At 61.1% G+C, this 25,251-nt stretch carries 29 protein-coding genes and 2 pseudogenes; 21 read left to right on the forward strand and 10 right to left on the reverse strand.

The genetic code is table 11. From position 1 onward, the window contains the following. Nucleotides 1-14 precede the first annotated feature (14 nt). The 8 genes from ECTOBSL9_RS12685 (at nucleotide 15) to ECTOBSL9_RS12720 (ending at nucleotide 6,945) form a co-directional block, all read left to right on the forward strand. Nucleotides 15-677 carry a hypothetical protein gene (locus ECTOBSL9_RS12685; RefSeq protein WP_063465358.1) on the forward strand — a complete coding sequence of 221 codons (663 nt, stop codon included), beginning with the start codon at nucleotides 15-17 and terminating at the stop codon, nucleotides 675-677. Between the two features lie 114 nt (nucleotides 678-791). Next, entirely contained in the window at nucleotides 792-2,024 is a 1,233-nt protein-coding gene (locus ECTOBSL9_RS12690; protein ID WP_063465359.1) for an FprA family A-type flavoprotein, read from the forward strand. A 270-nt stretch (nucleotides 2,025-2,294) separates the two neighbouring features. Continuing rightward, entirely contained in the window at nucleotides 2,295-2,495 is a 201-nt protein-coding gene (gene pufA, locus ECTOBSL9_RS12695) for a light-harvesting antenna LH1, alpha subunit (RefSeq protein ID WP_063465360.1), read from the forward strand. 26 nt (nucleotides 2,496-2,521) lie between these two features. Further along, nucleotides 2,522-2,659: a light-harvesting antenna LH1, beta subunit gene (pufB, locus tag ECTOBSL9_RS12700; protein WP_063465361.1), complete on the forward strand. Its 138-nt coding sequence runs from the start codon at nucleotides 2,522-2,524 to the stop codon at nucleotides 2,657-2,659. 474 nt (nucleotides 2,660-3,133) lie between these two features. Next, the gene (locus tag ECTOBSL9_RS12705; RefSeq protein ID WP_063465362.1) at nucleotides 3,134-3,952 is read left to right on the forward strand and encodes a motility protein A; all 819 of its coding nucleotides are present in this window, start codon (nucleotides 3,134-3,136) and stop codon (nucleotides 3,950-3,952) included. Continuing rightward, entirely contained in the window at nucleotides 3,949-4,875 is a 927-nt protein-coding gene (locus ECTOBSL9_RS17750; RefSeq protein WP_063465363.1) for an OmpA family protein, read from the forward strand. The genes ECTOBSL9_RS12705 and ECTOBSL9_RS17750 overlap by 4 nt, the downstream gene beginning before the upstream one ends. 35 nt (nucleotides 4,876-4,910) lie before the next feature. Next, complete coding sequence (locus tag ECTOBSL9_RS12715) at nucleotides 4,911-5,987, forward strand: SO_0444 family Cu/Zn efflux transporter (RefSeq protein WP_063465364.1); 1,077 nt, start codon at nucleotides 4,911-4,913, stop codon at nucleotides 5,985-5,987. A gap of 358 nt (nucleotides 5,988-6,345) precedes the next feature. Next, nucleotides 6,346-6,945, forward strand: coding sequence for a LemA family protein (locus ECTOBSL9_RS12720; protein WP_063465365.1), 600 nt, complete (start codon nucleotides 6,346-6,348; stop codon nucleotides 6,943-6,945). Here ECTOBSL9_RS12720 and ECTOBSL9_RS12725 read toward each other — a convergent pair. Next, nucleotides 6,934-9,282, reverse strand: a complete 2,349-nt coding sequence (locus tag ECTOBSL9_RS12725) for a LemA family protein (protein WP_063465366.1) — start codon at nucleotides 9,280-9,282, stop codon at nucleotides 6,934-6,936. The two genes, ECTOBSL9_RS12720 and ECTOBSL9_RS12725, sit on opposite strands and share 12 nt — an antisense overlap. Nucleotides 9,283-9,546: 264 nt before the next feature. Between ECTOBSL9_RS12725 and ECTOBSL9_RS12730 the strand changes: the two genes are divergently transcribed. Both ECTOBSL9_RS12730 and ECTOBSL9_RS16665 read left to right on the forward strand, forming a co-directional pair. Further along, nucleotides 9,547-10,203, forward strand: coding sequence for a DUF429 domain-containing protein (locus ECTOBSL9_RS12730; protein ID WP_168161565.1), 657 nt, complete (start codon nucleotides 9,547-9,549; stop codon nucleotides 10,201-10,203). 89 nt (nucleotides 10,204-10,292) lie between these two features. Beyond that, a pseudogene (locus ECTOBSL9_RS16665) lies at nucleotides 10,293-10,625 on the forward strand (ATP-binding cassette domain-containing protein); the annotation flags it as partial. A 13-nt stretch (nucleotides 10,626-10,638) separates the two neighbouring features. Here the strand turns inward: ECTOBSL9_RS16665 and ECTOBSL9_RS12740 are convergent. Then, nucleotides 10,639-11,085 (reverse strand): hypothetical protein, encoded by a 447-nt coding sequence (locus tag ECTOBSL9_RS12740; protein ID WP_063466194.1) that lies wholly within the window; start codon nucleotides 11,083-11,085, stop codon nucleotides 10,639-10,641. Nucleotides 11,086-11,178: 93 nt separating this feature from the next. Between ECTOBSL9_RS12740 and ECTOBSL9_RS12745 the strand changes: the two genes are divergently transcribed. Next, on the forward strand, nucleotides 11,179-12,288 hold the full coding sequence (locus ECTOBSL9_RS12745) for a PQQ-dependent sugar dehydrogenase (protein ID WP_063465368.1): 1,110 nt from the start codon (nucleotides 11,179-11,181) through the stop codon (nucleotides 12,286-12,288). A gap of 14 nt (nucleotides 12,289-12,302) precedes the next feature. On the opposite strand, the gene ECTOBSL9_RS12750 is transcribed toward ECTOBSL9_RS12745, so the two are convergent. Next, nucleotides 12,303-12,950, reverse strand: a complete 648-nt coding sequence (locus ECTOBSL9_RS12750) for a DUF938 domain-containing protein (protein WP_063465369.1) — start codon at nucleotides 12,948-12,950, stop codon at nucleotides 12,303-12,305. A 188-nt stretch (nucleotides 12,951-13,138) separates the two neighbouring features. Here ECTOBSL9_RS12750 and ECTOBSL9_RS12755 point away from each other — a divergent pair, with 188 nt between their 5' ends. The 8 genes from ECTOBSL9_RS12755 to ECTOBSL9_RS12785 all read left to right on the forward strand — a co-directional run bounded on the left by ECTOBSL9_RS12755 (nucleotide 13,139) and on the right by ECTOBSL9_RS12785 (nucleotide 18,112). Then, nucleotides 13,139-13,588, forward strand: a complete 450-nt coding sequence (locus tag ECTOBSL9_RS12755; RefSeq protein WP_082829927.1) for a diguanylate cyclase — start codon at nucleotides 13,139-13,141, stop codon at nucleotides 13,586-13,588. 107 nt (nucleotides 13,589-13,695) lie between these two features. Further along, complete coding sequence (locus tag ECTOBSL9_RS17600) at nucleotides 13,696-14,229, forward strand: DUF6431 domain-containing protein (protein ID WP_240480982.1); 534 nt, start codon at nucleotides 13,696-13,698, stop codon at nucleotides 14,227-14,229. 131 nt (nucleotides 14,230-14,360) lie between these two features. After that, nucleotides 14,361-15,719 (forward strand): DDE-type integrase/transposase/recombinase, encoded by a 1,359-nt coding sequence (locus ECTOBSL9_RS12765; protein ID WP_063464409.1) that lies wholly within the window; start codon nucleotides 14,361-14,363, stop codon nucleotides 15,717-15,719. A 5-nt stretch (nucleotides 15,720-15,724) separates the two neighbouring features. Further along, nucleotides 15,725-16,519 (forward strand): ExeA family protein, encoded by a 795-nt coding sequence (locus ECTOBSL9_RS12770; RefSeq protein WP_063464410.1) that lies wholly within the window; start codon nucleotides 15,725-15,727, stop codon nucleotides 16,517-16,519. After that, nucleotides 16,516-16,725 (forward strand): hypothetical protein, encoded by a 210-nt coding sequence (locus ECTOBSL9_RS12775; protein ID WP_063464411.1) that lies wholly within the window; start codon nucleotides 16,516-16,518, stop codon nucleotides 16,723-16,725. Before ECTOBSL9_RS12770 ends, ECTOBSL9_RS12775 begins: the two co-directional genes overlap by 4 nt. A gap of 107 nt (nucleotides 16,726-16,832) precedes the next feature. Then, on the forward strand, nucleotides 16,833-17,054 hold the full coding sequence (locus ECTOBSL9_RS17870; protein WP_371258979.1) for a diguanylate cyclase domain-containing protein: 222 nt from the start codon (nucleotides 16,833-16,835) through the stop codon (nucleotides 17,052-17,054). Further along, a complete protein-coding gene (locus ECTOBSL9_RS12780) occupies nucleotides 16,952-17,230 on the forward strand; it encodes a GGDEF domain-containing protein (protein WP_063465371.1) in 279 nt (92 codons plus the stop codon). The genes ECTOBSL9_RS17870 and ECTOBSL9_RS12780 overlap by 103 nt, the downstream gene beginning before the upstream one ends. A gap of 27 nt (nucleotides 17,231-17,257) precedes the next feature. Beyond that, nucleotides 17,258-18,112 (forward strand): Fic family protein, encoded by an 855-nt coding sequence (locus ECTOBSL9_RS12785; protein ID WP_063465372.1) that lies wholly within the window; start codon nucleotides 17,258-17,260, stop codon nucleotides 18,110-18,112. A 312-nt stretch (nucleotides 18,113-18,424) separates the two neighbouring features. Here ECTOBSL9_RS12785 and ECTOBSL9_RS17030 read toward each other — a convergent pair whose 3' ends face one another. Further along, nucleotides 18,425-18,670: a hypothetical protein gene (locus ECTOBSL9_RS17030; RefSeq protein ID WP_156500127.1), complete on the reverse strand. Its 246-nt coding sequence runs from the start codon at nucleotides 18,668-18,670 to the stop codon at nucleotides 18,425-18,427. Nucleotides 18,671-18,782: 112 nt separating this feature from the next. Further along, complete coding sequence (locus tag ECTOBSL9_RS12790) at nucleotides 18,783-19,820, reverse strand: IS630 family transposase (RefSeq protein WP_063465373.1); 1,038 nt, start codon at nucleotides 19,818-19,820, stop codon at nucleotides 18,783-18,785. Between the two features lie 169 nt (nucleotides 19,821-19,989). Here ECTOBSL9_RS12790 and ECTOBSL9_RS12795 point away from each other — a divergent pair. Together ECTOBSL9_RS12795 and ECTOBSL9_RS12800 are read left to right on the forward strand one after the other, a co-directional pair. Beyond that, a pseudogene (locus tag ECTOBSL9_RS12795) lies at nucleotides 19,990-20,516 on the forward strand (type I restriction endonuclease subunit R); the annotation flags it as partial. A 764-nt stretch (nucleotides 20,517-21,280) separates the two neighbouring features. Then, nucleotides 21,281-21,997, forward strand: a complete 717-nt coding sequence (locus tag ECTOBSL9_RS12800) for a hypothetical protein (RefSeq protein ID WP_156500128.1) — start codon at nucleotides 21,281-21,283, stop codon at nucleotides 21,995-21,997. A gap of 64 nt (nucleotides 21,998-22,061) precedes the next feature. Here the strand turns inward: ECTOBSL9_RS12800 and ECTOBSL9_RS12805 are convergent, their stop codons facing one another. The 5 genes from ECTOBSL9_RS12805 to ECTOBSL9_RS17605 all read right to left on the reverse strand — a co-directional run bounded on the left by ECTOBSL9_RS12805 (nucleotide 22,062) and on the right by ECTOBSL9_RS17605 (nucleotide 25,090). Next, nucleotides 22,062-22,271: a hypothetical protein gene (locus ECTOBSL9_RS12805; RefSeq protein ID WP_063464411.1), complete on the reverse strand. Its 210-nt coding sequence runs from the start codon at nucleotides 22,269-22,271 to the stop codon at nucleotides 22,062-22,064. Then, entirely contained in the window at nucleotides 22,268-22,960 is a 693-nt protein-coding gene (locus tag ECTOBSL9_RS12810; RefSeq protein ID WP_205632048.1) for an ATP-binding protein, read from the reverse strand. The genes ECTOBSL9_RS12805 and ECTOBSL9_RS12810 overlap by 4 nt, the downstream gene beginning before the upstream one ends. Then, nucleotides 22,882-23,061, reverse strand: a complete 180-nt coding sequence (locus tag ECTOBSL9_RS17320) for a hypothetical protein (protein ID WP_205631967.1) — start codon at nucleotides 23,059-23,061, stop codon at nucleotides 22,882-22,884. The genes ECTOBSL9_RS12810 and ECTOBSL9_RS17320 overlap by 79 nt, the downstream gene beginning before the upstream one ends. A 5-nt stretch (nucleotides 23,062-23,066) precedes the next feature. Next, the gene (locus ECTOBSL9_RS12815; protein WP_063464409.1) at nucleotides 23,067-24,425 is read right to left on the reverse strand and encodes a DDE-type integrase/transposase/recombinase; all 1,359 of its coding nucleotides are present in this window, start codon (nucleotides 24,423-24,425) and stop codon (nucleotides 23,067-23,069) included. Between the two features lie 131 nt (nucleotides 24,426-24,556). Continuing rightward, complete coding sequence (locus ECTOBSL9_RS17605) at nucleotides 24,557-25,090, reverse strand: DUF6431 domain-containing protein (protein ID WP_240480982.1); 534 nt, start codon at nucleotides 25,088-25,090, stop codon at nucleotides 24,557-24,559. Nucleotides 25,091-25,251 lie beyond the last annotated feature (161 nt).

Here is a 25,251-nt window from a genome sequence, read left to right on the forward strand (position 1 = left end):
GCGAAATACCCGGCATGGATCAGTTCACCTTGCCCCTGGCGTTATTCAATTTCCTCCCGGTGTTGCTTACGGCGGTGGCGCTGGGTTTTCTCGCGCGTCTGCTCGGTCGTCTTCGTCACGACCTGATGGCATGGGCCATCCTTGGGGCTGCCCTGGTGGTGGCCGGTGGTCTGTCCAAGGCGATCTGGAAGCTGCTGGCGACTCTCACAGGACAGGATGTGGTTTGGCTCTCCAATGCGCTTTTCCTGTTGATCGGGCCAGGGTTTTTCCTGCTGGCGGTCATTACCTGGGGGGTGTTTCGCCGGGTGGAGGTCGGTCCTCGGAAAATCGTGCTCCTGGGATGGGGGCTGGCCGGGATTATGCTGGCCTGCACGGTCGCTGCTGTCCGTACCTGGGGTCTGGAGATCACCAGAGGATGGTTCCTGCCATTCATGCTGCTCACCAGTTTGGGTAATCTGGGCCTGATGGCGCTACTGATCCGGCTCGGTTGGCGTGCCCGGCAATGGGGTGTGATCGGTCTTCTGCTGGTGAACGTGCTGGTGGTGTTCGCGTTGCAGCCCATCGCCATGGCCGGGGCAGATACGCTGGCCATGCAGTGGCTGGAGCAGGTGATCACTGCATTGGGTGCCTTGTGTCTTGCGGTCGCCCTGTGGCTGTTGGTGCGAGCCGCGCGATAGAAAAGGTGTCCGTCCCCTTTTTCGAACCTGGCTGCATGGCTGGTATGATGCGGTGCAGCGGTGGCTGGCGGTGTGCCGGCACCAACAACCTATGAGCCGACAAAGGAAGATGGAATGACTTCAGCATGTGATCAGCGGTCTGCGGCTGACGCCATTGAGTTGCGCCCCGGGGTTCACTGGGTGGGGGTGCTGGATCACGACATCGTCAGCTTCGACGTGGTGATGACCACCGATTATGGGACCACTTACAACGCCTATCTGGTGGATGCAGAGAAAAAGGTCCTGGTGGATGCGGTCAAGGACGGGTTCTTCGATGATTTCCTGCAACGGGTCCGGCAGGTGACCGACCCATCGCAGATCGATTACATCGTCTTCAATCACACCGAGCCGGATCACAGCGGCTGCCTGGAGCGCCTGCTGCAACTGGCGCCCAACGCCACCGTGGTGGCCAGTCGGCAGGGCATTGGTTACCTGCGGGAGTTCCTGGGTCGCGATTTCCCTCACCAGGTGGTGAAGGGCGGGGACACCCTGGACCTGGGCAACAAGACGCTGCGCTTCGTATCGGCACCCCATCTGCACTGGCCAGACACCATGTACACCTATCTCGAGGAAGACGGGTTGCTGTTCACCTGCGATTCCTTCGGATGCCACTATGCGCATCCGGCCATGCTGGATGACCGAGTGGGGGATTTCAGTGATGCCTTCAAGTACTACTTTGATGTGATCCTCAAGCCCTTTTCCCGTTTCATGCTCAAGGGCATCGAGCAGGTTCGGGCCCTGGAAGTGCAGGGGGTGTTACCCGGTCATGGCCCCTTGTTGATGTCCAACTGGCGCCACTGGGTGGATACCACGGAACAGTATGCGCGCCAGGCCATGGAATATCCTCATCAGGACTACGTATTCATCCCTTATGTCTCGGCGCATCACAACACGGAGGCCATGGCCCATGCCATTGCCCGGGGGTTGTCTCAAGCGGGGCCGTTTCAGGCCCACGTGGCGGATATCGAAACCATGCCCCAGGGGGAACTGGAGGAGCACATGGCACGTTGTCAGGCCGTGGTGGTGGGGTGCCCAACGGTCAATCAGAACATCCTGCTGCCGGTTTACAAACTGTTTGCGGCGATCAACCCGGTGCGGGACAAGGGCAAGCTGTGCGGAGCTTTTGGTTCTTATGGCTGGAGCGGTGAGTCGGCCAAGATCATCCCGAGCACACTGGCGCAGCTGAAATTGAAGATGGTGGATGAGGGGGTATTCGTGCGCTTCTCCCCGGATGACGCGGCGCTGGAAGCCTGCATGGCCTACGGGCAATCCCTGGGCGCGCGCTTGCGGGACAAGCAGGCAGCCTGACATGAGCTGCTCATCACCCTTTTGGCTGCCTGGGCTGCCCACCCCTGTGTGGGCCCGGCCGGACTTGACCTCGCGCAAGCTTTTTCGCCTTCGCTGCAGGAAGCTGTATCGTCTGCTTGACATCTTTCTGCGTCAACGTAGACTTACATCCAGGCTACAGTTCTGGGTTGTGCAGGCAGCAGGATTCGGCACCACCAACACTGTGGCAGTGCTTGAAAAGTAACCGGTTCCCTATAGAAATCCGGTCTTTAAACCTAGAGGGCTTTACCAATGAGCGAATACAGAGCGAGCAGACCGAGCAACCCGTCCGACGATTGGAAGCTGTGGCTGGTGGTCAATCCGGGCACGTGGCTGATGCCGATTCTGATGACCGTACTGGTGGTGGCTCTGGTAGTGCACGCCTTTGTTTACAGCAACGACAACTACAACCCGCTGACGTATGAAGTGTCTGCGGAAGCTGTTGCTGAATAATCTGACGTAATTGGAGGGTTTAAACCATGTATGACAGCATCTCTGGCCTGAGCGAAGAACAGGCAAAAGAATTCCACGAACAGTTCAAGACCACGTTCACCGTGTTCATGGTGCTGGCCGCTGTGGCCCACTTCCTGGTGTATCTGTGGAGACCGTTCTACTAAGGTCTTACCGACTGTCTTGCTAAGGCAGCGGTAAAGGTGGAGGAGTTCTGATATACCCTGGCTGAAGGGGTATATCAGGCTCCTCCACCTTTCCACGTTTCTTTCCGTTCCTTTCCTTGTATTCCCTTCATGTGGCGAGATGAGGGCGTAGGTGGGAGTTTGACTAAAACCATCAGGTATTGCAACCCCCTTCACGCAGTCTGACTCCCGAACTGCCCGAGATTTTCCCGGTGTTTCCCCGACACCTTCAGTATTCCCCTCGTCAAATCTCTGACATCCCTTGAAAATTGCCTCCTGGCATCGGTGCCGATGAGCCCCCTGTGCGCCTGTAAACCGGCAACATCTGGCCGCCTTGTGCAGCCGACGAGTCTGCCGGTCGGTCACGAACGGCCGTTATCTGCCCCTGATGGGGATCTGATCAAGATGGCATGCACTGTGCATTGAATGTTGCAAACAACATCGACCGGTGCACAGATGCGCAAGAAGATTCTCTGGGTTTTGGGTGCTGCGGGGGTTCTCGCCCTGATCACCCTGTTGGCCTCCACTGTCGGCCTGGCATGGGCCAACCTTCCGGGGCTCATGCTGGTGGTCGGGGGTACCTGGCTGGCTTCCGTGATCGGGCATTCCCCGAAACCCGTCATGGATCTTCTGAAGCGTTTGCCTGAACTATTCCGACAACCTCCGGTGGTACATCTGCCCACCCAGGATCACAAACGCCTGTTAAAGGTGGCTGACCTGTGCCGCCGTGGTCATGTGCGCATCGCGGAGGACACCGCCAAGACCATCGGCGACCCGTTTCTCCAGGCCGGTGCCCGCCTGGCCCTGGACCGTCATAGCGGAGACGAACTGGTGCGCATGCTGCAATGGCGCATCCGGCGTCAGAAAGAGTCGGATCATCGGGATATCCGCATCCTGCGCACCATGGCCACGTTTGCCCCCGCATTCGGCATGCTTGGCACACTGGTCGGGCTGGTGGCCCTGCTGGGTAACCTGGGCTCGTCCGGCCTGGAATATGTAGGGCTGGCCATGGGTTTTGCGCTGATGAGTACGCTTTACGGGCTGCTGGCGGCCAATCTGATCTTCAAGCCGCTAGCCCTCAAACTGGAGGACCGCTCCCGACACCAGCTGCTGCACATGAATTTCCTGCTGGATGCGGTGCTCATGCTGCATGAACGTCAACATCCCGTGATGATCAACGAGTTTCTTGAATCCGTGCCACGGGATCGGGACGAGCCCGCCGAGTGGGCAAGGGCACCGGTCCGGGCCTTGCCGCAGGAGAGATTGCGGGCATGACCACTTCTGCCTGGGGAACGCCGGCGGCACTCAGGGAAAGCTCCCACACAGGGTCTTACCGGGGTCGGGAACGCGTGGAGTTCGACGAACCGGTGCAGACTGACGGCGGCTGGACCGTGGGCTACCTGGATGTGCTGTTGCTGCTCGTGACGCTTTTTGCGGCCTTGCTGGCTGCGGCCTATCTGCAGATCGACGAACTGCAGGGGCGGTTCGCAAAGGCGGACAGCGAACCCCAAACCGTGAACCTGCAAACCTTGCTGGAGCCAGCGATGCCAGAGGCGACGCCGGGCATGCCGTCCTCCGATCCGCCCACGGGATGGCCCATGGACCCGGCCCCGCCGTTACCACCGATCTCCTATCCCGCACCGGAACTGTTGACCCAGACCATCCCGGTGTTGTCCATGACGGACAAGGCACCGGCTCCCCGCATCGAGTCGGTCCCGGCGCCCATCCTGCTGGAACCTGCCGAGTCCCCCGAGGTTCCGCCGGCATTGGAGGCGCTGGCCGATCTGGTGGCGGGCCAGGGAGCGGAACAGCCACTGGAGATGCTCATCGAGGAGCATCAGGTGCGCCTGGAAGTGGGTAACGACATCCTGTTTCCTTCCGGTACGGCCCAGTTGAGTGAGGCGGGTATCGGTCTTCTGGAGGAGGTCTATCAGGTCCTGGCCCGGGAGGAGCTGAGCATCATCGTCGAGGGTCACACGGATGATGTCCCCATCAATACGGAGCGGTTTCCTTCCAACTGGGAGCTGTCCTCCTTGCGCGCCACCACGGTGGCACGGCAGCTTATCGAGCTGGGCGTCCCGGCCGAGCAGCTGCGCATTGCCGGTCACGCCCACACCCGTCCCCGGGCGCCCAATGACACACCGGAAAACCGTGCCCAGAACCGCCGGGTGAGCCTGGTGCTCGAAGTGGCCCGGTAAAGAGATTTGCCACCTTTCTGCCTATACTGGCGGACATGACCATACTCAACGCTATTCTGGATCTTGCGCTGACGGCCGCCCCCTGGCTGCTTCTGGGTTTGCTGGCAGCGGGCATCATCAAGGGGTTTCTCTCCGAGGCCCGGATGAAAAGCTGGGTGGGCGGCGAGGGCCTGAAGGGGATTTCCCGGGCGGCCGTTATCGGGGCGCCATTGCCCCTGTGCTCCTGTGGGGCGATTCCCACCGGCCTTGCCTTGTACCGGGGTGGGGCGGGGCGGGGACCCTCCACTGCCTTCATGATCGGTACGCCGGGGATCGGGGTCGATTCACTGGCGATCAGCTATGCCTTGCTCGGGCCCTTCATGATGGTGGCAAGGGCCGCAGGTGCGGTCACAACGGCCGTGACCACTGGATTGCTGGTGAATCTGAGTCGCCCGGCCGCGACGCCAGGCGCCGAATCCCCTGAGACCAATGGGGCAGGTGACAGCTGTTCCTCCGGTTGTTGCAGCACGGGTTGCGACGGAGAGCCTGAATCACGGGCTGCAGGAGCAAGCGAGGCCGGGTGGCGGGTTCGCCTGGCCTCCGGCATGCGCTATGCCTTTTCCGATCTGCTGGATGACATCAGCACCTGGATACTGGCGGGGCTGATCCTCGCCGGTGCGCTGGTGGCCCTGGTGCCCCCGGAGTCCCTGTCGCAATGGGGTAGTGGGCCGCTGGCCATGCTGGTGATGGCCCTCATCGGGGTGCCTCTCTATATTTGCGCCACCGCAGCCACCCCGGTGGCGGCGGGAATGCTCGTGGCCGGTGTTTCCCCTGGCACGGCGCTGGTCTTCCTGCTGGCCGGGCCCATCACCAGCATGGCCACGTTGGGGGTTTTGCGCCGGGAAATGGGCAATCAGGCCCTGGCGCTTTACATGACCGGCATCGTGACCACCACGATTGCCCTGGGGCTGATAGTGGACCTGATCGTGCAGGCCAGTGGCCTGGATCTCACACAACAACTGGGGGCAGCCCGTGAGCTGACGCCCATGTGGCTGGAAATCACCGCGCTGGTGATCCTTCTGGCTGTGGCGATTCGCCCGGCACGCCGAGTCCTGATGCACCGCTGGAGCTGAACCATGTGCGGACGTTACGCCCTGCATACGGCCTGCAGCCGTATCGCTCTGGCTGGATCCTGCCATCACCGAGCGCCAGCCCATCCGCCATTTGATGCGTCGCCTGGCCCCGGAACGTCTTACCTGTCATCCCGTCAGCCAGCGCGTGAATCATGCCTCACATGAAGGGATGGACCTGATTGAACCAGTGCCCTGACCCGGTCTACACATGGTCGACTTACAGTCGGGCAGCTGATGTGGGAGCATTTTCGATGGCAGGTCACCCAAGGATGCATGGGGCACAACCATGTGACGTGGGAGATCGATCGGGGAACGGCCTTGGGGCAATTCCCCTAATGACGAATAGGGGCAGAGCTTCATGGTTGAACTGATATTGCTGGGGGTGCTTTTACTGGGCGTCGTGGCCATCATTGGCTGGACGATTTCCATCTTCAACCGCTTGGTCACCCTGCGTAATCAGGTGGCCAACGGATTCGCGCAAATCGACGTGCAGTTGACGCGTCGCCATGATTTGATCCCCAACCTGGTGGAAACAGCCAAGGGCTATCTGCGGCACGAACGGGAAACCCTGGAAGCAGTGATCCAGGCCCGCAACCAGGCCGCCGCGGGCCTGAAACAGGCGGCGGCCGACCCTACCAACGCCTTGGCCATCCAGCAACTGGCCGGTGCCGAGGGTGCCCTGGCGGGTCTGATGGGTCGCCTGTTTGCGCTCTCCGAGGCCTATCCGGACCTGCAGGCCAGCGAGAACATGCAGCAGCTTTCGGCAGAGCTGGCGGCCACGGAGGATCGCGTCGCACTGGCCCGTCAGGCCTTTAACGACTCTGTGCTCAACTACAACAATGCCCGGGAGATCTTCCCGAATCGTCTTGTCGCGGGGCCGATGGGGTTTGAGGCCGCGCAGCTGCTGCAGATCGAAAACGTCTCCATGCGTCAGGCGCCCAAGGTGTCATTTGGTTGATGGCACCATGGCGGATACATCGGGCGGCGTGGCAACCGACACCTCCGCTCGGAAAAAATCACGCCGGCGGAATCGGAGCAGGGTAGCCAGAAAGACCTCCGGAACATGCCCCAGGCGTGTGTTGTATCGCTCCACGGCATGGTTGAATCCGTCCCGCATGAAGGCTACCTCGTTTTCCAGTGCCACCAGAGTGTCATGGAACCCGATCATCGCCTGAGATGTGGTGAGATCAGGATAGGACTCGCGCAACAGGCGCAGCTGTTGCAGCAGCTGCTGCTCAACGCCCAGCAGCTGCTCTGCCCTGGGAATATCCACTGACTCGTTGCTGGCCTGGGTGCGCAGCTGGGCCAATCTCTCCTGCAGTTCCCGCTCGTGGGCCATGGAGGTCTTGACGACCTCCTGGATGGCCGGGATCAGGGTGGCCCGTTTTTGCAGGGACACGCCAATATTCGACCAGGTGGTGTCCACGCGATTTCTCAGGAACACCAGGTCGTTGTACATCAGCACCACCACGGCAATCAGCATGTAAATGGGGGTGATCATCGCCGCAATGAGCAGAGCAGCCCCATTGAATGCCCCCATCAGTCCAATCAGGGTCAGCAGTGCCGCCAGGGCTGCAATGAAGCCCAGGGTCAGGGAAGTAAAGCCGCCCCGGGCCTTGCGGAGCATCAGCTGAGCCTCGCTGAGATTGCTGAGGAGGTAAGGCGGTTCAGAGGTCGCCATGTACAGCGACTGCTGGGTTTCGGGGTCAATCTGTGCCCGTCCCAGGGCATAGAGGGTGTCGCCCACGTCCAGGCGCTCCTCCGTATGCCGGTAGCGACCACTACTGACGATCGCGCCGCCGGGTGCCCGATCCCTTTGGCGCTGGGTGTGTTTGCGGGTTGTGATGACCTGAGCGCCTTCGGGATCAATGGGGAAGTCACCCTCACGATCACGACAGATGAAGCGTTTACCCACCTTTTCCTCACTGATCGTGACCCAGCTGTCCTTCTTTGTGCCGCGATTTTCCTCCAGTTTGTAGTGATAATAGACACATCGTGTCTTTTCGATAGGTGAGGTGAGTGCTTCGTGCTGAGGCGCGGGGAGTATTTCACCCTTGAGTTCCGTAAGTCCGTAGGTGGCACCGGCACTGGGGCTGGTGGGTATGTTTTCAATGGTGCGTTTGAGATGAATCATCGATAACCCGATGGGCAGCAAGAAGATGGCACCCAGGGCCCCGAGAACGAGGATCAACATCGGGACTCCACCTTCCAGGCGGGTGGGTTCAAAGTTTGCCTCCCTGACTTCCATGGCCTGTATGGCCTCACTGCCCAGGGGAATGGGATTCGGCCGTTCCCACCCGCTCAGGCTTGCCACCAGGCGCTCAGGCCAGTGCTCCCATGTGCCACGCACGCGCTCGGTGGTTCGCGCAACATTGATATGCAGGCGTTCAACCAGTCGGGCTTGTTCCTCGGGTAGATGGGTGTGCAACGCGCCGCTCCATGTGGCCAGACCGTCCCAATGCCCGTCCCAGTGCAGGCCATGCTGGCTCAGTGTTCCCTGAATGGTCTCTCTGGCGGCCGAGGAGGCGGCCTCTTGCTGCTCCATGGCCACCTGCAGATCGATCCTGGCCGCAGCCAGGCTCCACAGCATCAGCAAGACCAATGTGGAAATCATCAGTAAACTGAGGAAGGCAGCCACCTTGTGGATGCGCAGGGACCAGCACAGGGTGAGCACGATCAGGGCCACAGCGGCCAGTGAGAACCAGATGGATGTGAGCGTGGTGCGGGCAAGGGACTGACGCTGATGCGATTCCCCGAAAGCGGATACCCGGGCCACGTAATGCTCCGGTAGTCCACGTAGCTGGACCCCCAGAGTGTGGGCCACGGGAGTGGCCAGGCCCAGCACCGTGATCGTATCCCCCGGGTCGATCCGGTACTCGGTGAAACGCCGATCCCCCCGGGTCTGCTGGTATTTTCTGGGCGCCGAGAAGCCTTGGCGGCCTCTATCGCTGTATATCCTCACGCTGCCTGTTTCGTCCTCGAGCCGCAGGAAACTGGTGGCGTCGCGAGTGTCGCTGACCGTTCGCCAATAGTAACCCCCTTCCGAGTCACGTACCTTGCGCTCCTCGACATGTCGAAAATACAGCGTCTGCCGTCGGGAACTGGGTGCAGTGACCATGGGACCATCACTGGTAGCCTTACCCGACAGTTGCACCACGCCGGGAATGATTTCGGCCACCTTGATCTCGGGCAGTCGCTCCACCGCCCGCATGTGCCCCATGCTCGTCAGGCCGGAATGGGCGGCATAGCCGGCCGCGAGGGACAGCAGAAGGATCGCAATCAGGCGCAGTAGCATCGAGTGGGTCCATGTGGCGGGCGAACCTCAAGCATCAATGGCGATACAGGGGCTGGCAAGTCATCTGCACGTCGTCCAAGGGGCGACCGCGGTCCACCACCGCAACCTGTCTCCCACCCGGGCGCGACCCTGGCGCCTGAGTTTCTTATACTGGCAGGCATGGAGATACCCAGGGGTGTGAGTGCTCGTATCGAGCCGCTGGCATGTTCAGGTCACGGGCCTGTGGCCGGCCTGGATGGTTGCCGGGGGCGATGGTTGTGCGTGATGGGTGATCCTCACTGCCCCGAGACGATCCGTGCCTTGATCCTGGAGAACCCACGCGATCTCCTGCACCTGGATCCCCGTCCCCAGGTGGTGGGTGCGGACATTCCCATTGGATTGGCAGACATGGCGCCTCGCCGTGCCGATGTGGAGGCCCGTCAGCGCCTGGGTCGCCCACGCGGCAGCAGCGTATTCCCGGCACCCTTGCGGGTGATGCTGCAGGCCCCATCCTACGAGCAGGCCTGCCTGCTCGGTCGCCAGCAGGCGGGGCGGGCCCTGTCCCGGCAAACCTGGAACATCATTCCCATGATCCGGGCCATGGACAACTTCCTGCAGGAGTGCGGTGACCGTCAGGCCTGGGTACGGGAGGTGCATCCTGAACTGAGCTTTCAGGCATGGAATCAGGGCCAGGCCATGACGCACAACAAGAAGACACCCGAGGGTCGCCGGGAGCGACATAGCCTGTTGGAGGCGACTTTCCCGGGAGCACACGAGGCAGCCTGCCGTGATCTGGTCCATGAACGCTACGCACCGGACGATCTGCTGGATGCCTTCGCCGTGTTCTGGACCGCAGCCCGGATCGCTCAAGGGCGTGCCATTCGACTGCCCAAGGTGCCGGAGAAGGACGCCACCGGGCTACCCATGGAGATCGTGTGCTGATGAGTTATCGACTGGCGATCAGGGCTTGGCAAGTCAGCCGTGCGTCTTCCTGACCATGTCATCACCGCTGCCCGGGATGCTCGCAACCCGTACTCCGTGGTTTGCAAATCCCCAGGGTCTTCATCCGTGAAGACGAGGCCAGCGAGGGTGCCCTGGCCATGGATGGCAAGGAGGTTTCTGGACCGAGCCTGGACAGGGGCGTGATCTTCCAGAATCACAGCCTGCTGCCCTGGCTCTCGGCCCTGTCCAACGTGGCCTTCGCGGTTCGTTCCCGCTGGCCGGACTGGTCGCGCACCAAGGTGCAGGAGCACAGCCTGAAATATCTGGACATGGTGGGGTTGGGCGGCTCCGAGTACAAGAAGCCGGCGGAGCTGTCCGGAGGCATAAGACAGCGCGTGGGCATCGCCCGGGCATTCGCCATCGCGGGCAGTGGCTTTATCCCCTCCAGTCGGGGCGTGGGCTCAACCAGGCGAACAGCAGCCCACCCAGCGCACCCGCCAGTGCCAGCGCCAGGATGCCGGTGGAGAACCTTGATGCACCGATCAGGGTGGCCGGCAGCAACTGGTTCATCACCACCAGGGCGACCGAGATGCCGGCGGCGCCGGCCAGGGTGTGGAGCGCGATACGGGCCTCTGGCCACCAACGTGCAATCAGTCCACTCACGGGCAGGGCGATCAAGAAGGCGGCTGCCACCAGCACGCCGTAGGTGGGGGCAAAGTTCAACAGATCATGGGCGGTGCTCTGCAGTCGCAACGTCATGTTCATGGGCGCCCCCAGGGCCTGGACCATGGCCAGGTTGAATTGGGTCTGGATGATGCTGCCCAGTAACGTGGCCAGGACAAGACCCGCAAACCAGGCCAAAGCCGTCTTGAGTCGCTGCATGACACCTGCCTCCTCGATGCTGCTGCCGTGATGGCCCTCAAGGCCCTGCATGGGTATTCTTGCAGCTAAGCCCACCGAAATCACGTTGCCGCCATGACCCTGCGACTGATGAAGGCATTACCCCTGGTCCTGATGCTGCTGGCCACTCCACTCAAGGCGGCGGATTACCGACTCGATACGATCGCCTCGGGGCTGGAGCATCCCTGGTCCCTGGCCTTTTTGCCGGATGGGCGCATGCTGGTCACCGAGCGGGCAGGGCGCCTGCGGGTGATCGAGAACGGGGAACTTCAGGAGGCGCCTGTGGAGGGCGTGCCGTCATCCTTCGTTCGCAGCCAGGGCGGGTTGCTGGAGGTACTGCCCCATCCGGACTTCGAGCGTCACCCCTACCTGTTTCTCACCCAGGCCGTGGGCGAGCCGCGCGCCAACACCACGCGGCTGATCCGGGGGCGGCTGGAAGGCAACACCCTCACGGAGGTGGAGGTTCTGTTCGAGGCGACGCCACGGCGAACCCGGCCGGTGCACTACGGAGGGCGCATGACCTTCCTGGACGATGGCACCCTGTTGCTCGGGCTGGGGGATGGCTTCGATCATCGCGAAGACGCCCAGCGACTGGACAGTCACACCGGTACCATCGTGAGACTGAACCCGGAAGACGGCCGTGCCCCCGACGATAACCCCTTCGTAGGTCGCGATGATGCGCTGCCGGAGATCTACAGCTACGGCCACCGCAATGTGCAGGGCCTGGTATGGGATGCACAGACCGGCATTCTCTGGTCGCACGAGCATGGCCCACGTGGCGGCGATGAACTCAATATCATCCAGCCGGGCGCCAACTACGGCTGGCCCGTCGCCACCCACGGGGTTGATTACTCCGGCGCCATCATCACCCCTCACACCTCGTTGCCGGGCACGGAAGACCCCATCCATCACTGGACGCCGGCGATCGCCCCGGCGGGCATGACCCTGTATCGCGGCGATCTCTTCCCCGAGTGGCAGGGCAGCCTGTTCATCACCTCCCTGGTCCAGCGCCATGTGCGCCGCCTCACCCTGGACGGGACACGGGTGGTGGACGAAGAAATCCTTTTCGACGAAGTGGATGAACGCATTCGCGACGTGCGCACGGGGCCCGATGGTGCCCTGTATCTGCTCACCGACAAGGCGGATGGACGCGTGCTGCGCGTGGACGTGCCGACCGCCCCGTAAGGGGGCCGGTCGGGTCACGCCCTGTCGGCAGGCATTCGCTCCAGAATGATGGAGAAATTATTCACCGGCATGTCGATCACGGATTGCAGGGACAGTCCGTGTTCCCGACCCAAAGTTTCGATATCGGCGATGTCCCGCACACCCCAGTCCGGGTTCTGGGCCCGAAGGTACTGGTCAAACTGCTGATTGCTGGGCGCGGTGTGCGTCCCGTCGCGGGAGTAGGGGCCGTAGAGGTAGAGCAGACCGCCGGGTGTGAGGTACTGGCCAGCACCTTTCATCAGGCCGTCCGTGGTGGCCCAAGCCGAGATGTGCGTTACATTGATGCAAACCATCGCGGCAAAGCCATCCGCGGGCGGGCGATCCGATTGCCCCAGCCCCCAATCCGCCTGACCCGCATCCAGTCGCACCGGCGCCTTCAGATTGGGCAGGGACGCACTCTCCCGCCAGGCCTCGATACTGCTCAGGTGGTGCGGATCCACATCGGTGGGCCACCAGGTGATGTCGGGGAATGCGCGGGCAAAGTCCACCACATGCTGACCGGTGCCACTGCCCACCTCCAGGGCATGGCCGCTCAAGCCCCCGAAGGCATCCCGCAGGACGTCCAGAATGGGGTTGATGTTTTCGTGGTAGGAGGGGGAATCCAGGCGAGCGTTGGCGGACATGAAGTCTGGCTCCGGGGCTCATGGGTGCGGGTTACGTGCGGCTCCTGGGGCCATCTGCATGATGGGATCCTCGAAAAATCGCCCCAGTCAGGGCATCATACTCCCAACTCTCCCGATCGGGTGGATACCCATCTTGCATTCCGGATTCTCTCACCTGGGAGACGACCCAATTGGATAGGGCCCCGTGCATGCATCCTTTTCAAGCGAATCAAGACCATCGCCGGGGGGTGCTGCAGGCCATGCTGCTGGTCACCGTGATCAGCGCCCTCGTATTCGCGGCCCTCAACTTCCCCGATGGCATGATTCTGGTGGCCTGGATCCAGGTGGCCGTTGCCGTTTTCGCCGCATTGACCACCCTGGGCCTGTCACATTTCTACGAACGCAATCGCGAGCGGTCCGAACGGGAACTGATGCGCCTGGCGACGACGGACCCGCTGACCGGATTGGCCAATCGCATGCGTCTTAACGATGTCTTCCAGCGGGAACGGGCGCAAGCGCAGCGCAATGGAACCGCGCTGTCGCTGCTCGTACTGGACCTGGACCGCTTCAAGCAGATCAACGACGAGCACGGTGTTACGTCCCGCACTGATCCCGCTTACCACCCCCTCGCCATCCCAGGTTCCTTGAGGGCCTGTTAAAGCACATCCCCGCCTTCAATCCGGGACATCCGGGTCAAAGAAAAGGCCGGTGCACCTCTGGTAGTGTGAAATCTTCGACCAAATCACAACACCAAAAGGCACCGGCCATGGCTTTGATCCTGCCAGGGATTGCGTCCCTTGAGCAACACTTATCGGCCCTGTTGACTCATCCCGAGGGGTATCGACCCAAGCGGTGCCCGCATTGTGGTCGCGCCGGGCTGTGGTGCCACGGGTGCTATGGCCGCAAGGCCGACCGGGATCGTGGTGGCACCCTGAATCCGATTGCCATTGCGCGATTTCGATGCCCGGGGTGTTGCCGCACCTGTTCGAGGTTGCCCGAGTGCATTCCCCCACATCGTTGGTATCTGTGGGCGGTACAGCAGTGGGCATTGCTGGCACTCCTGGCGGGGCGTTCCTGCCGCGCCCTGAGCCGGGAGGGGATGCCGGGCAGGCACACCCTGGGGCGGTGGATGCACCGTTGGCGGGAGCGGTTTCACCTGCACGCCTTTGCCTTGTGTCAGCACGACCCTGGGTGGGGGCGTTATCCCGGCATGGCCACCTTGTGGCCGGCGGTGCTGGCCTGCATGCCGCTGTCAGCGGCGATGATCCTGGTACAGCATGTCGGGATCGCCATCCCATGAAGGCACGGGGATGCCCGTGGCGGGACAGGGGGTCAGTCGTGTTTCCATGACTCCACACAGTCTGCCCCTTGGACGGGGTGGGGCGCTGGGTTTTGCTGGGCGTTCCCTATCCGGCCCCAGGAGGCCTGCCCATGAAAATCAGCAAACCCATCCATCCCATGGCCCTGTTCCGTCTGAGCGTGCTCGGCACGCTGGCAGCCTGTCCGCCACTGCACCGGGGTGAGCTCAAACAGCACCTGCAAGCCCTGGCCGCCCGGGATTACCTGGATCCCACCACCGGGCGGCCGGTGCGTCTGGCGGAGAAGACTATCGAGCGCTGGTATTACGCCTACAAGCGCGGTGATATCGAGGCCCTGGCGCCGTGCTCCCGCTCGGATCAGGGCGCCTCAAAGATCGACCCGGCGCTGCAACAGGCCCTGCTGCAGGCCAAGCAGGACAACCCACAACGTTCCCTCAACGCCCTGATCCGGTTGCTGGAAAAGGAGGGTCGGGTGGCCCGGGGAGTGCTGTCCCGTTCCAGCGTTCACCGTCTGCTGCGGCGCCATGGGCTCTCCCACACTGCGGGATCCCCCAGTCAACCCCGGGAACGGCGACGCTTCGAGGCCCATCATGCCGGGGATCTGTGGCAGGGCGACGTCATGCATGGCCCCAAGATCCCGGTGAAGGGGCGGCTGCGCAAGGTCTATCTGGTCTCGCTCATGGATGATGCCTCGCGACTGATCACCCACAGCGCCTTCTGTACCGACGAGGGGGCCCTGGCCATCCAGGGGGTGCTCAAGCAGGCCCTGCTCAAGCGCGGCCTGCCGTCACGGCTGATGCTGGACCAGGGGGCGGCATACCGTAGCACCCAGTTGCAGGCCATCTGCGCGCGGCTGAAGATCCATATGGTCTACTGTGCGCCTTACCAGCCTGAAGGGAAGGGTAAGATCGAACGCTGGCATCGCCGAGTGCGGGATCACTTCCTCGGCGAGCTGGATCTGCAGCGGATCCAGGGGCTGGAGGATCTCAACGCGCGTCTGTGGGCCTGGCTGGACCAGGACTACCATGTGACGCCCCATGCCGGCCTCAATGGCCTCACCCCGCTGGCCCGCTATCAGCAGGACCTGGTCAACATCCGCCCCCTGGGGCCCCTGGCCACCGAACTCGACGCCCTGTTCCATCACTATCACACCCGCAAGGTGCGCAAGGATGGCACGGTCTCCCTGCACGGGCAGTACCTGGAGGTGCCCTTCGAACTCGTCGGTCAGAGCGTCATCCTGGTCGAGGATCCCCATCAACGCCAGGTGGTGGCCGTGCTCGATGCCCAGGAGCAGCCCGTGGGCAAGGCCACGCCCCTGGATGCCCGCGCCAACCTCAAACGTCGACGTCAGCAGCCAGTCATCCCCGATCCGTCCCCCACCGCCCAAACCGGACCCAATGCCATCGAGCTGGCCCTGCAGCAACAGCAGGTCGACTGGGTGCTCGACACCGACGCGAACGAGGAGGCATGAACCCCATGTACCGTGAACACTTCGGTCTCACCCAGGACCCCCTGGGCAAGCAAAGCCGCGCGCTGTTCGATACCGAGCCGCTGCGCTTACTCAAACAACGCTTCGACTGGTTGCTCGAACACCCCGGCGTGGGACTGCTCACTGGCCCCCCGGGAGTCGGCAAGACCGCCGCCCTGCGCCAACTGACGCAACCCCTCAACCCGCATCGCTTCGAGGTCATCTATCTGGCCGAAACCGACTTCGGGCGCCTGGACCTGTATCGCTCACTGGCCCTTGCCCTTGGCCTGGAACCCCCGCATCGACGCGCCGCCCTGTGGCGGGAAATCAAGGCCCGACTGCGCGAGATGGCCGAGCAAAAACACCTGCTGCCCCTGTGGATCATCGACGAAGCCCAGAACCTGCCCAACGAGTTCTTCCGCGATCTGCCGGCCTTCATCAACTTCGCCTTCGACTCCCAGGACCTAATGACCCTGTGGCTGGTGGGACACCCCAGCCTCGCCCAGACCCTGCAGCGTGCCCCCTACGAGGCCCTGGCCAGCCGTCTGCAGTGCCATATCCAACTGCCCCCCATCGACGACCCCGAGCAGTTCACCGCCCTGGTCAGGCATGGACTGAAGCAGGCCGGCGTGCAGCAGCAACTGATGTCCGACTCCGGCCTACACCTGCTGCTCATGGCCAGCCGTGGCCGACCCCGCACCGCCAGCCAGATCCTGTGTACCGCCATGAAACTGGCCGTGCCCAAGGGACTGAATCACCTCCCCGACGAACTGCTCCAGGAAGCCATCGAGGCCCTGCGATGAATACCCAGAACATCGAAAAGCCGGTCCTGCCCCCGGACCTGGACCCCGACACGGTGCGCGCCCTGCACACCGTCCTGCTCAACCTGGTGGATCACCTGGAGTCGGTGTACTTCGCGCAACTGCGCCAGGAAGAGGAAAGACCGGACAACGACGTCACCACCCCCCGCCGGGCTTGCCGGCTGCCGGGCGATGAGCCACCCTTCTGAGTCACATCCGTCCCAGGCTGCGCGCGGAGGTGTTACCTTCCGCGCTCAGCTCGGGATGGGCCCTTTATCCCACCTCACAGAGGCCGGGATGGAAAGCCTTGGATAGGGTGGGACGTAACAACGGTCACGAGGCCGGCGACAGGGTGTTGATCGCCTTCGCCGACATGCTTCGCGCGCGCCTGCGGGATACCGACCTCATCGTGCGCTCTGGGGGGAGGAATTCCTGGTGCTGCTCAACAACACCGATAGCAAACAAGCTGTCGCCATCGCCGAGGAACTGCGAGCAAACCTGGAGCAATTGCCCATCCATTACGGGGGGCAGGTCCTGAGACTCACCGTCAGCATCGGTGTCGCCGGATACGGAACGGACGGGCGCGACCTGGATACGCTCACCCGAATCGCCGACGAACGCCTTTACCAGGCCAAAGGGAGTGGTCGCAACAGCGTTTGTGGTGGCCCTGAAGAGGAGGGCGGAGTGGCACTGGTGATGGCCGCTGGTGGATAACCGGCAGGCTGCGACCGCGACAAAGCGATGACGATACCCAATCTCAAAGCCCTCGCTGGACTCGACCGCGATCTGCAACAGTCGTTGTTGAGCCAGATCCGCGACCTCTGGACCCATACCTCCACCGCCCTGGAGGGCAACAGCCTCACCCTGGGCGAGACCAAGTTCGTCATCGAGGAGGGGCTGACGGTCTCCGGCAAGCCGTTGAAGGATCATCAGGAGGTGATGGGGCATGCCCGCGCCATCGAACTGATCTACAAGGCGCTGGGCGGGGAAGTCACCGAATCGCACTTGTTTGACCTGCACCGGGCGGTGCAATCAGAACTCGTGGCGGACATCTACAAGCCCTGCGGGGCCTGGAAAGTGGAGCCCAACGGCACCTATGCCGTCACCGAGGAGGGGCGCCAGGCCTTCATCGAGTACGCCTCGCCCGAAGACGTGCCCGCATTGATGGCCGGGTGGCTGGCCGAGCTCAATCGGCTCGCTGAAGAACCCCTGAGCGAGACGGACGCAGTCGATGCCTATGCCCGGTTGCACCTGGGATTCGTCCACGTACATCCGTTCTGGGACGGCAACGGGCGCCTGGCGCGTCTGTTGAGCAACATCCCGGCGCTCCGTTCCGGCCATCTGCCGGTGGTGATCGATGTGCGCGACCGTAAGGAATACATCGACATCCTGGCCCAATACGAGCTGGCAAGCGGGCAGCTCACCGCCGAAACCGGTGTCTGGCCCGCCGAGGCCCAGGAGGCAGCCTTCCGGGCATTCTGCCAGCGGTCCTACCAGGCAACGCGGGACCTGGTTGAGCAGGCAAGAGAGCAGCAGGCGAAGCGCAACCTTCGTCGCAACACACCCAAACCGCGTCCAGATCGGGATGATCAATGACTGGCTCCATTAACCCCTGAGTTCGAGATCATCCCGAATCACCTCCGGATAGCGAAACGCAATCTCGATGCAGCCTGGTTGGTGGGCTTGGCAGCAGAGCATGAGGGACGCCACCGCCATTACCAGCCGAACACGGCCAAGCGACGGGTGTTATCCCATTTTCTCCTGGGTTTGAGGGTATTGCGGCGCGAATCAGCCAGGATCGTCGATGACACCTTACAACGCATTCGGTCGGGGATACGGGCCGTGTTCGCCGCCGCGATTCCTGCATGATTTCGTGGGGATATCCCAGGCGAAGAGCTTTTGCTATGTCTACCCCTTAATACTCAATTCTTTCGCTTCCTTTCTTTGTGAGGCAAGTAAACGTATCTTGCTTTGAAGTGCATAACCCCAATAACCAATGGCCCATATGAGAAGTAAAAATATCCATTGCTCTTGCTTGTCTGTCAAATCGAGTGTTTTTTGTAAAAATGGCGCTGCTGTGTCAGTAACAAACTTTGCAAATAGAACAGAAGCAACAGCAAAAGCTACACCGAAAACTGATATTTGAATCTTCATTTAGGTTGTGCTCTTAATTTGGAGTGTTAATCAAGTGTCAAGGCGTAAGCTAACATGCAAACTGATTGAGTTGGCGTTTTCGCAAAATATTATTAACCCGGCGATCAAATAGCTACGCTGCTGCGTACTGAATTGCCTTGGCTTGGAAATAGCTGGCAACCCGCCTGGGCAGTTTCTGCAGTTTGCGCATGTGAGACATTGCCTTCTGCTTCAGTTGTTCCTTGTTGCGCGCAGGCGGACCGCTATGAACGCCAGCCTTGATATCGCAATTTAGGTATTCATCAGGGTTCAGATCATGCGAGTACGGTGGCAAATAAAAGACCTCGATTTCATCTTTGTGGTCACTCAGCCAATCCCGGACCTTATACGCATGATGTACCCGGAGATTATCCAGAATCAGGAAAATCTTCTGGTCACAGCTCTTGACCAGACGCTTCATGAAGTCAATCAGAAGACCCGCATGCATAGTGCCCTCATAAATTCGGAAACGCACCTTGCCACGATTGGTGATCGTGGAAATCAGATTGATGGATGCGCGCTTGGCGTTCTGCCGCAACACCGGAGTCTGCCCCTTGGGCGCATAGCCACGCACGTGCTGGCAATCCGACCTCAAACCCGTCTCATCACCCCAGTGGATCTCCGCCTTCTCCTCCTTGGCACGCGCCTGAATCGCGGGGTAGTCAACCGTCAGCCAGCGCTGAACATCTGCCGCCTGCTGTTCATAGGCCTGCTTTTTCGGCTTTTGCACCGTGAACCCCCAGCGCTTGAGGTATTCCGTGATCGAGCGAATGGGCACCGTCTGCCCGGTCTCTTCCCGGATCAGTTGCCGAACGGCCTCACGGGTCCACAAGGCGTACTGCAGGTTCAACTGATCAGGTGTATGGTCTCGCAGCTGCTGCTGCAGATATTCTTCATCTTCGGGATCCAGCTGTCTTCCCGAGCCAAGGCGTCGGCCACGTCGCCTGGCAAGCAACGCGTCCCAGCCACCCTCACGATATTTCTTCAACCATCGACCTACTGTAAGGTGGTGGACGCCAAGTTCTTCACCAATCTCTTGGCGTGTGAATCCGCGTTCCGACAGAGAAACAGCCGTCTTGCGCTTCTCTTCCTGCGCGGCCGGATGCAGTGTGCGAGCGTCTTCTCGTTCCATGCTCAAAGCGTAACACATGCATAGCTAATTGATCACCGGGTTAATAACCTAGATATTGCACTCACCGGACTAATTTTTCGAGATATTCTATGACTGTGCCCGACGAAAACCATATCCATCTGGACGAACGGTTTTCCACTGCCTCATTGCGCCCTTCCTGGCTCCCCCCCACCCGCTGCTGCGCCTGGACCGACTGCTGGATTAGAACCCCGTCGACGTCAGCGAATTGGAACTGACCCGCTACCGTCTGACCAAGCGCGAGGAGAAGAGCCTGCGCCTGGAAGACTCGGATGGGGACTATGGCCTCAAGCCGGTCAGCAGGTGGGTTCAGGCAAACCCCACGACCCGGAGAAGCAGCGCCTGGCGGAGATCATCGAACGGCTCAACGACCTCTATGGCGCCGAGGTGAGCGACAAGGACCAGCTGCATTTTGCCAACGGCATTGCCGACCGCATCGAGCGTGACGAGTCGGTGATGGCTCAGGTACGCAGCCACAGCGAGGATAAGGTGATGCACGGCCTGTTCCCGAAGAAGATCATTGACGCGGTGCTGGATGCCCTGAACGACCACGAGGAGCTGAGCATGCCGGTACTGGAGGATGAAAAGGCGGGGAGGGCGTTTGCGCTGCTGATTTTGAGGTTGCTGGCGGGGCGGTCAGCGAGGATTGAGGAGGGGGAGCAAGGCCGACGAGTTTGATCTTCCCTGAATTTGCAGCAAACCTCGCCTGGAAGCCGTAAATCCCTTCCCAGTATTAGCAGGAACCCTCTTGTATCGGCAGAGAGACCTATGGATACAACAATTTGGCACGATGAGTTGGAGGAACCCCCATTTGATCCAAAAGGTTGGTGTGTTCCAAATCATTATCCCTTTGTTTTTTGGGCTAAATAAAAAGATTTCACCACGACTCACCACCATGTTTGAGTTTCTGCAAAGTAGCATCAGACGACGACTGGTATTAAATACCGCATGGAAGGGCGCTGACGCGCTTGAGGAAAAAAGGTGACCATGGCATAACTTATCTTAAGCAATACCACACGGTTTCGCAGTTTGATCAGGGAGCAGGGATGCACACGAAGTGTCGTTACAAATCAGCCCACTTCGCCTCCCGTGTCCGCGGTACAAGCGCTGCTGCTAAATTGAGATATGGTCGCTGCCCCTTGTGGTGGTTTCCGAATGTTGTCATTTGGCAAAGCCGAGCCATAGCTAATTCTCAAGCTAACTTGGTCGCGACCGCACAGGTTCGGCAAAGCGCTTATTTCCCACCAAGCAAAAAATCTTCTTATACCACATCGCCCCAACCCCACCCTGGTGTAGCCAGTAGCGTGGGTGAGCATTTCCATGAGCGCAAACTAGAATCACGACAACATGTTGGTGACGCTCTTGTAAAGAAATTAGATCAGCATGATGAGTGCCTTGAGCCTTTTGGGTGAGTTATGAGCAGAACAAAGGTGAGGTGGGATATGGCCAGTAGCGATCAAAAAAAATACGAAGATTTCGTGAACCACTCGACTGCATCCGCGTCTTCTGAAGTCGTCTTTCTTTATGGTAAAGCGAGTGCTGAGTTCATTAAAGGTTATCGAGGGATCGATAATCAGAATGGTTTCAGGTTCAATAAGTCTCACAAGGATATTAGCTCTTATCGGATTAACCCTGAGTTCAAGGATAATAATATCAAGCAACAGGCTGGCTTCTCTGCAGAGGTTCTATACACCTCGAAAGAAAATGCGAGAAGGATCTTGGAGGGTGATCCCAATAGAGTGGCAAGATCAGACGATACTAGAATGGGGACTAATCATCCTGTTGTCGACCATGTGGTGGTTGATAAGAAAGGAAACATCATTGATGGCTCCGGTTCTCAAATGAAATTCGTCAACGATGAGAAGACGTTGATTAAGAGGATTGCCGAGGGTGAGGGTGGTGGGAAAACGGATCTTTCGCGATACAGAGGAAAAAAACTTTTACTACCTACCGAGCAGGTCGAAACTGCTAAGGCGTTTTGCGATGAGCAGGCTAAGCAGTACGACAAAGCACATGAAGAATTGATAAAGAAGAACGAGATTGAAAAGGCAAAGGTAGCCAAAGAAAGAGCGGACTATTATCGCCAAGCTAAAAAAGACATATTGTTACGTCCCACCCTATCCAAGGCTTTCCATCCCGGCCTCTGTGAGGTGGGATAAAGGGCCCATCCCGAGCTGAGCGCGGAAGGTAACACCTCCGCGCGCAGCCTGGGACGGATGTGACTCAGAAGGGTGGCTCATCGCCCGGCAGCCGGCAAGCCCGGCGGGGGGTGGTGACGTCGTTGTCCGGTCTTTCCTCTTCCTGGCGCAGTTGCGCGAAGTACACCGACTCCAGGTGATCCACCAGGTTGAGCAGGACGGTGTGCAGGGCGCGCACCGTGTCGGGGTCCAGGTCCGGGGGCAGGACCGGCTTTTCGATGTTCTGGGTATTCATCGCAGGGCCTCGATGGCTTCCTGGAGCAGTTCGTCGGGGAGGTGATTCAGTCCCTTGGGCACGGCCAGTTTCATGGCGGTACACAGGATCTGGCTGGCGGTGCGGGGTCGGCCACGGCTGGCCATGAGCAGCAGGTGTAGGCCGGAGTCGGACATCAGTTGCTGCTGCACGCCGGCCTGCTTCAGTCCATGCCTGACCAGGGCGGTGAACTGCTCGGGGTCGTCGATGGGGGGCAGTTGGATATGGCACTGCAGACGGCTGGCCAGGGCCTCGTAGGGGGCACGCTGCAGGGTCTGGGCGAGGCTGGGGTGTCCCACCAGCCACAGGGTCATTAGGTCCTGGGAGTCGAAGGCGAAGTTGATGAAGGCCGGCAGATCGCGGAAGAACTCGTTGGGCAGGTTCTGGGCTTCGTCGATGATCCACAGGGGCAGCAGGTGTTTTTGCTCGGCCATCTCGCGCAGTCGGGCCTTGATTTCCCGCCACAGGGCGGCGCGTCGATGCGGGGGTTCCAGGCCAAGGGCAAGGGCCAGTGAGCGATACAGGTCCAGGCGCCCGAAGTCGGTTTCGGCCAGATAGATGACCTCGAAGCGATGCGGGTTGAGGGGTTGCGTCAGTTGGCGCAGGGCGGCGGTCTTGCCGACTCCCGGGGGCCAGTGAGCAGTCCCACGCCGGGGTGTTCGAGCAACCAGTCGAAGCGTTGTTTGAGTAAGCGCAGCGGCTCGGTATCGAACAGCGCGCGGCTTTGCTTGCCCAGGGGGTCCTGGGTGAGACCGAAGTGTTCACGGTACATGGGGTTCATGCCTCCTCGTTCGCGTCGGTGTCGAGCACCCAGTCGACCTGCTGTTGCTGCAGGGCCAGCTCGATGGCATTGGGTCCGGTTTGGGCGGTGGGGGACGGATCGGGGATGACTGGCTGCTGACGTCGACGTTTGAGGTTGGCGCGGGCATCCAGGGGCGTGGCCTTGCCCACGGGCTGCTCCTGGGCATCGAGCACGGCCACCACCTGGCGTTGATGGGGATCCTCGACCAGGATGACGCTCTGACCGACGAGTTCGAAGGGCACCTCCAGGTACTGCCCGTGCAGGGAGACCGTGCCATCCTTGCGCACCTTGCGGGTGTGATAGTGATGGAACAGGGCGTCGAGTTCGGTGGCCAGGGGCCCCAGGGGGCGGATGTTGACCAGGTCCTGCTGATAGCGGGCCAGCGGGGTGAGGCCATTGAGGCCGGCATGGGGCGTCACATGGTAGTCCTGGTCCAGCCAGGCCCACAGACGCGCGTTGAGATCCTCCAGCCCCTGGATCCGCTGCAGATCCAGCTCGCCGAGGAAGTGATCCCGCACTCGGCGATGCCAGCGTTCGATCTTACCCTTCCCTTCAGGCTGGTAAGGCGCACAGTAGACCATATGGATCTTCAGCCGCGCGCAGATGGCCTGCAACTGGGTGCTACGGTATGCCGCCCCCTGGTCCAGCATCAGCCGTGACGGCAGGCCGCGCTTGAGCAGGGCCTGCTTGAGCACCCCCTGGATGGCCAGGGCCCCCTCGTCGGTACAGAAGGCGCTGTGGGTGATCAGTCGCGAGGCATCATCCATGAGCGAGACCAGATAGACCTTGCGCAGCCGCCCCTTCACCGGGATCTTGGGGCCATGCATGACGTCGCCCTGCCACAGATCCCCGGCATGATGGGCCTCGAAGCGTCGCCGTTCCCGGGGTTGACTGGGGGATCCCGCAGTGTGGGAGAGCCCATGGCGCCGCAGCAGACGGTGAACGCTGGAACGGGACAGCACTCCCCGGGCCACCCGACCCTCCTTTTCCAGCAACCGGATCAGGGCGTTGAGGGAACGTTGTGGGTTGTCCTGCTTGGCCTGCAGCAGGGCCTGTTGCAGCGCCGGGTCGATCTTTGAGGCGCCCTGATCCGAGCGGGAGCACGGCGCCAGGGCCTCGATATCACCGCGCTTGTAGGCGTAATACCAGCGCTCGATAGTCTTCTCCGCCAGACGCACCGGCCGCCCGGTGGTGGGATCCAGGTAATCCCGGGCGGCCAGGGCTTGCAGGTGCTGTTTGAGCTCACCCCGGTGCAGTGGCGGACAGGCTGCCAGCGTGCCGAGCACGCTCAGACGGAACAGGGCCATGGGATGGATGGGTTTGCTGATTTTCATGGGCAGGCCTCCTGGGGCCGGATAGGGAACGCCCAGCAAAACCCAGCGCCCCACCCCGTCCAAGGGGCAGACTGTGTGGAGTCATGGAAACACGACTGACCCCCTGTCCCGCCACGGGCATCCCCGTGCCTTCATGGGATGGCGATCCCGACATGCTGTACCAGGATCATCGCCGCTGACAGCGGCATGCAGGCCAGCACCGCCGGCCACAAGGTGGCCATGCCGGGATAACGCCCCCACCCAGGGTCGTGCTGACACAAGGCAAAGGCGTGCAGGTGAAACCGCTCCCGCCAACGGTGCATCCACCGCCCCAGGGTGTGCCTGCCCGGCATCCCCTCCCGGCTCAGGGCGCGGCAGGAACGCCCCGCCAGGAGTGCCAGCAATGCCCACTGCTGTACCGCCCACAGATACCAACGATGTGGGGGAATGCACTCGGGCAACCTCGAACAGGTGCGGCAACACCCCGGGCATCGAAATCGCGCAATGGCAATCGGATTCAGGGTGCCACCACGATCCCGGTCGGCCTTGCGGCCATAGCACCCGTGGCACCACAGCCCGGCGCGACCACAATGCGGGCACCGCTTGGGTCGATACCCCTCGGGATGAGTCAACAGGGCCGATAAGTGTTGCTCAAGGGACGCAATCCCTGGCAGGATCAAAGCCATGGCCGGTGCCTTTTGGTGTTGTGATTTGGTCGAAGATTTCACACTACCAGAGGTGCACCGGCCTTTTCTTTGACCCGGATGTCCCGGATTGAAGGCGGGGATGTGCTTTAACAGGCCCTCAAGGAACCTGGGATGGCGAGGGGGTGGTAAGCGGGATCAGT

Source organism: Ectothiorhodospira sp. BSL-9 (assembly GCF_001632845.1).
Lineage (GTDB): Bacteria > Pseudomonadota > Gammaproteobacteria > Ectothiorhodospirales > Ectothiorhodospiraceae > Ectothiorhodospira.

What these genes read in the sequence shown, in the direction of transcription:
- ECTOBSL9_RS12685 (WP_063465358.1), top strand. Translation starts at nt 15, where the DNA reads ATGGATCAGTTCACCTTGCCCCTGGCGTTATTCAATTTCCTCCCGGTG.
- ECTOBSL9_RS12690 (WP_063465359.1), top strand. Translation starts at nt 792, where the DNA reads ATGACTTCAGCATGTGATCAGCGGTCTGCGGCTGACGCCATTGAGTTG.
- pufA (WP_063465360.1), top strand. Translation starts at nt 2,295, where the DNA reads ATGAGCGAATACAGAGCGAGCAGACCGAGCAACCCGTCCGACGATTGG.
- pufB (WP_063465361.1), top strand. Translation starts at nt 2,522, where the DNA reads ATGTATGACAGCATCTCTGGCCTGAGCGAAGAACAGGCAAAAGAATTC.
- ECTOBSL9_RS12705 (WP_063465362.1), top strand. Translation starts at nt 3,134, where the DNA reads ATGCGCAAGAAGATTCTCTGGGTTTTGGGTGCTGCGGGGGTTCTCGCC.
- ECTOBSL9_RS17750 (WP_063465363.1), top strand. Translation starts at nt 3,949, where the DNA reads ATGACCACTTCTGCCTGGGGAACGCCGGCGGCACTCAGGGAAAGCTCC.
- ECTOBSL9_RS12715 (WP_063465364.1), top strand. Translation starts at nt 4,911, where the DNA reads ATGACCATACTCAACGCTATTCTGGATCTTGCGCTGACGGCCGCCCCC.
- ECTOBSL9_RS12720 (WP_063465365.1), top strand. Translation starts at nt 6,346, where the DNA reads ATGGTTGAACTGATATTGCTGGGGGTGCTTTTACTGGGCGTCGTGGCC.
- ECTOBSL9_RS12725 (WP_063465366.1), bottom strand. Translation starts at nt 9,282, where the DNA reads ATGCTACTGCGCCTGATTGCGATCCTTCTGCTGTCCCTCGCGGCCGGC.
- ECTOBSL9_RS12730 (WP_168161565.1), top strand. Translation starts at nt 9,547, where the DNA reads ATGGGTGATCCTCACTGCCCCGAGACGATCCGTGCCTTGATCCTGGAG.
- ECTOBSL9_RS12740 (WP_063466194.1), bottom strand. Translation starts at nt 11,085, where the DNA reads ATGCAGCGACTCAAGACGGCTTTGGCCTGGTTTGCGGGTCTTGTCCTG.
- ECTOBSL9_RS12745 (WP_063465368.1), top strand. Translation starts at nt 11,179, where the DNA reads ATGACCCTGCGACTGATGAAGGCATTACCCCTGGTCCTGATGCTGCTG.
- ECTOBSL9_RS12750 (WP_063465369.1), bottom strand. Translation starts at nt 12,950, where the DNA reads ATGTCCGCCAACGCTCGCCTGGATTCCCCCTCCTACCACGAAAACATC.
- ECTOBSL9_RS12755 (WP_082829927.1), top strand. Translation starts at nt 13,139, where the DNA reads ATGCATCCTTTTCAAGCGAATCAAGACCATCGCCGGGGGGTGCTGCAG.
- ECTOBSL9_RS17600 (WP_240480982.1), top strand. Translation starts at nt 13,696, where the DNA reads ATGGCTTTGATCCTGCCAGGGATTGCGTCCCTTGAGCAACACTTATCG.
- ECTOBSL9_RS12765 (WP_063464409.1), top strand. Translation starts at nt 14,361, where the DNA reads ATGAAAATCAGCAAACCCATCCATCCCATGGCCCTGTTCCGTCTGAGC.
- ECTOBSL9_RS12770 (WP_063464410.1), top strand. Translation starts at nt 15,725, where the DNA reads ATGTACCGTGAACACTTCGGTCTCACCCAGGACCCCCTGGGCAAGCAA.
- ECTOBSL9_RS12775 (WP_063464411.1), top strand. Translation starts at nt 16,516, where the DNA reads ATGAATACCCAGAACATCGAAAAGCCGGTCCTGCCCCCGGACCTGGAC.
- ECTOBSL9_RS12785 (WP_063465372.1), top strand. Translation starts at nt 17,258, where the DNA reads ATGACGATACCCAATCTCAAAGCCCTCGCTGGACTCGACCGCGATCTG.
- ECTOBSL9_RS17030 (WP_156500127.1), bottom strand. Translation starts at nt 18,670, where the DNA reads ATGAAGATTCAAATATCAGTTTTCGGTGTAGCTTTTGCTGTTGCTTCT.
- ECTOBSL9_RS12790 (WP_063465373.1), bottom strand. Translation starts at nt 19,820, where the DNA reads ATGGAACGAGAAGACGCTCGCACACTGCATCCGGCCGCGCAGGAAGAG.
- ECTOBSL9_RS12800 (WP_156500128.1), top strand. Translation starts at nt 21,281, where the DNA reads ATGGCCAGTAGCGATCAAAAAAAATACGAAGATTTCGTGAACCACTCG.
- ECTOBSL9_RS12805 (WP_063464411.1), bottom strand. Translation starts at nt 22,271, where the DNA reads ATGAATACCCAGAACATCGAAAAGCCGGTCCTGCCCCCGGACCTGGAC.
- ECTOBSL9_RS17320 (WP_205631967.1), bottom strand. Translation starts at nt 23,061, where the DNA reads ATGTACCGTGAACACTTCGGTCTCACCCAGGACCCCCTGGGCAAGCAA.
- ECTOBSL9_RS12815 (WP_063464409.1), bottom strand. Translation starts at nt 24,425, where the DNA reads ATGAAAATCAGCAAACCCATCCATCCCATGGCCCTGTTCCGTCTGAGC.
- ECTOBSL9_RS17605 (WP_240480982.1), bottom strand. Translation starts at nt 25,090, where the DNA reads ATGGCTTTGATCCTGCCAGGGATTGCGTCCCTTGAGCAACACTTATCG.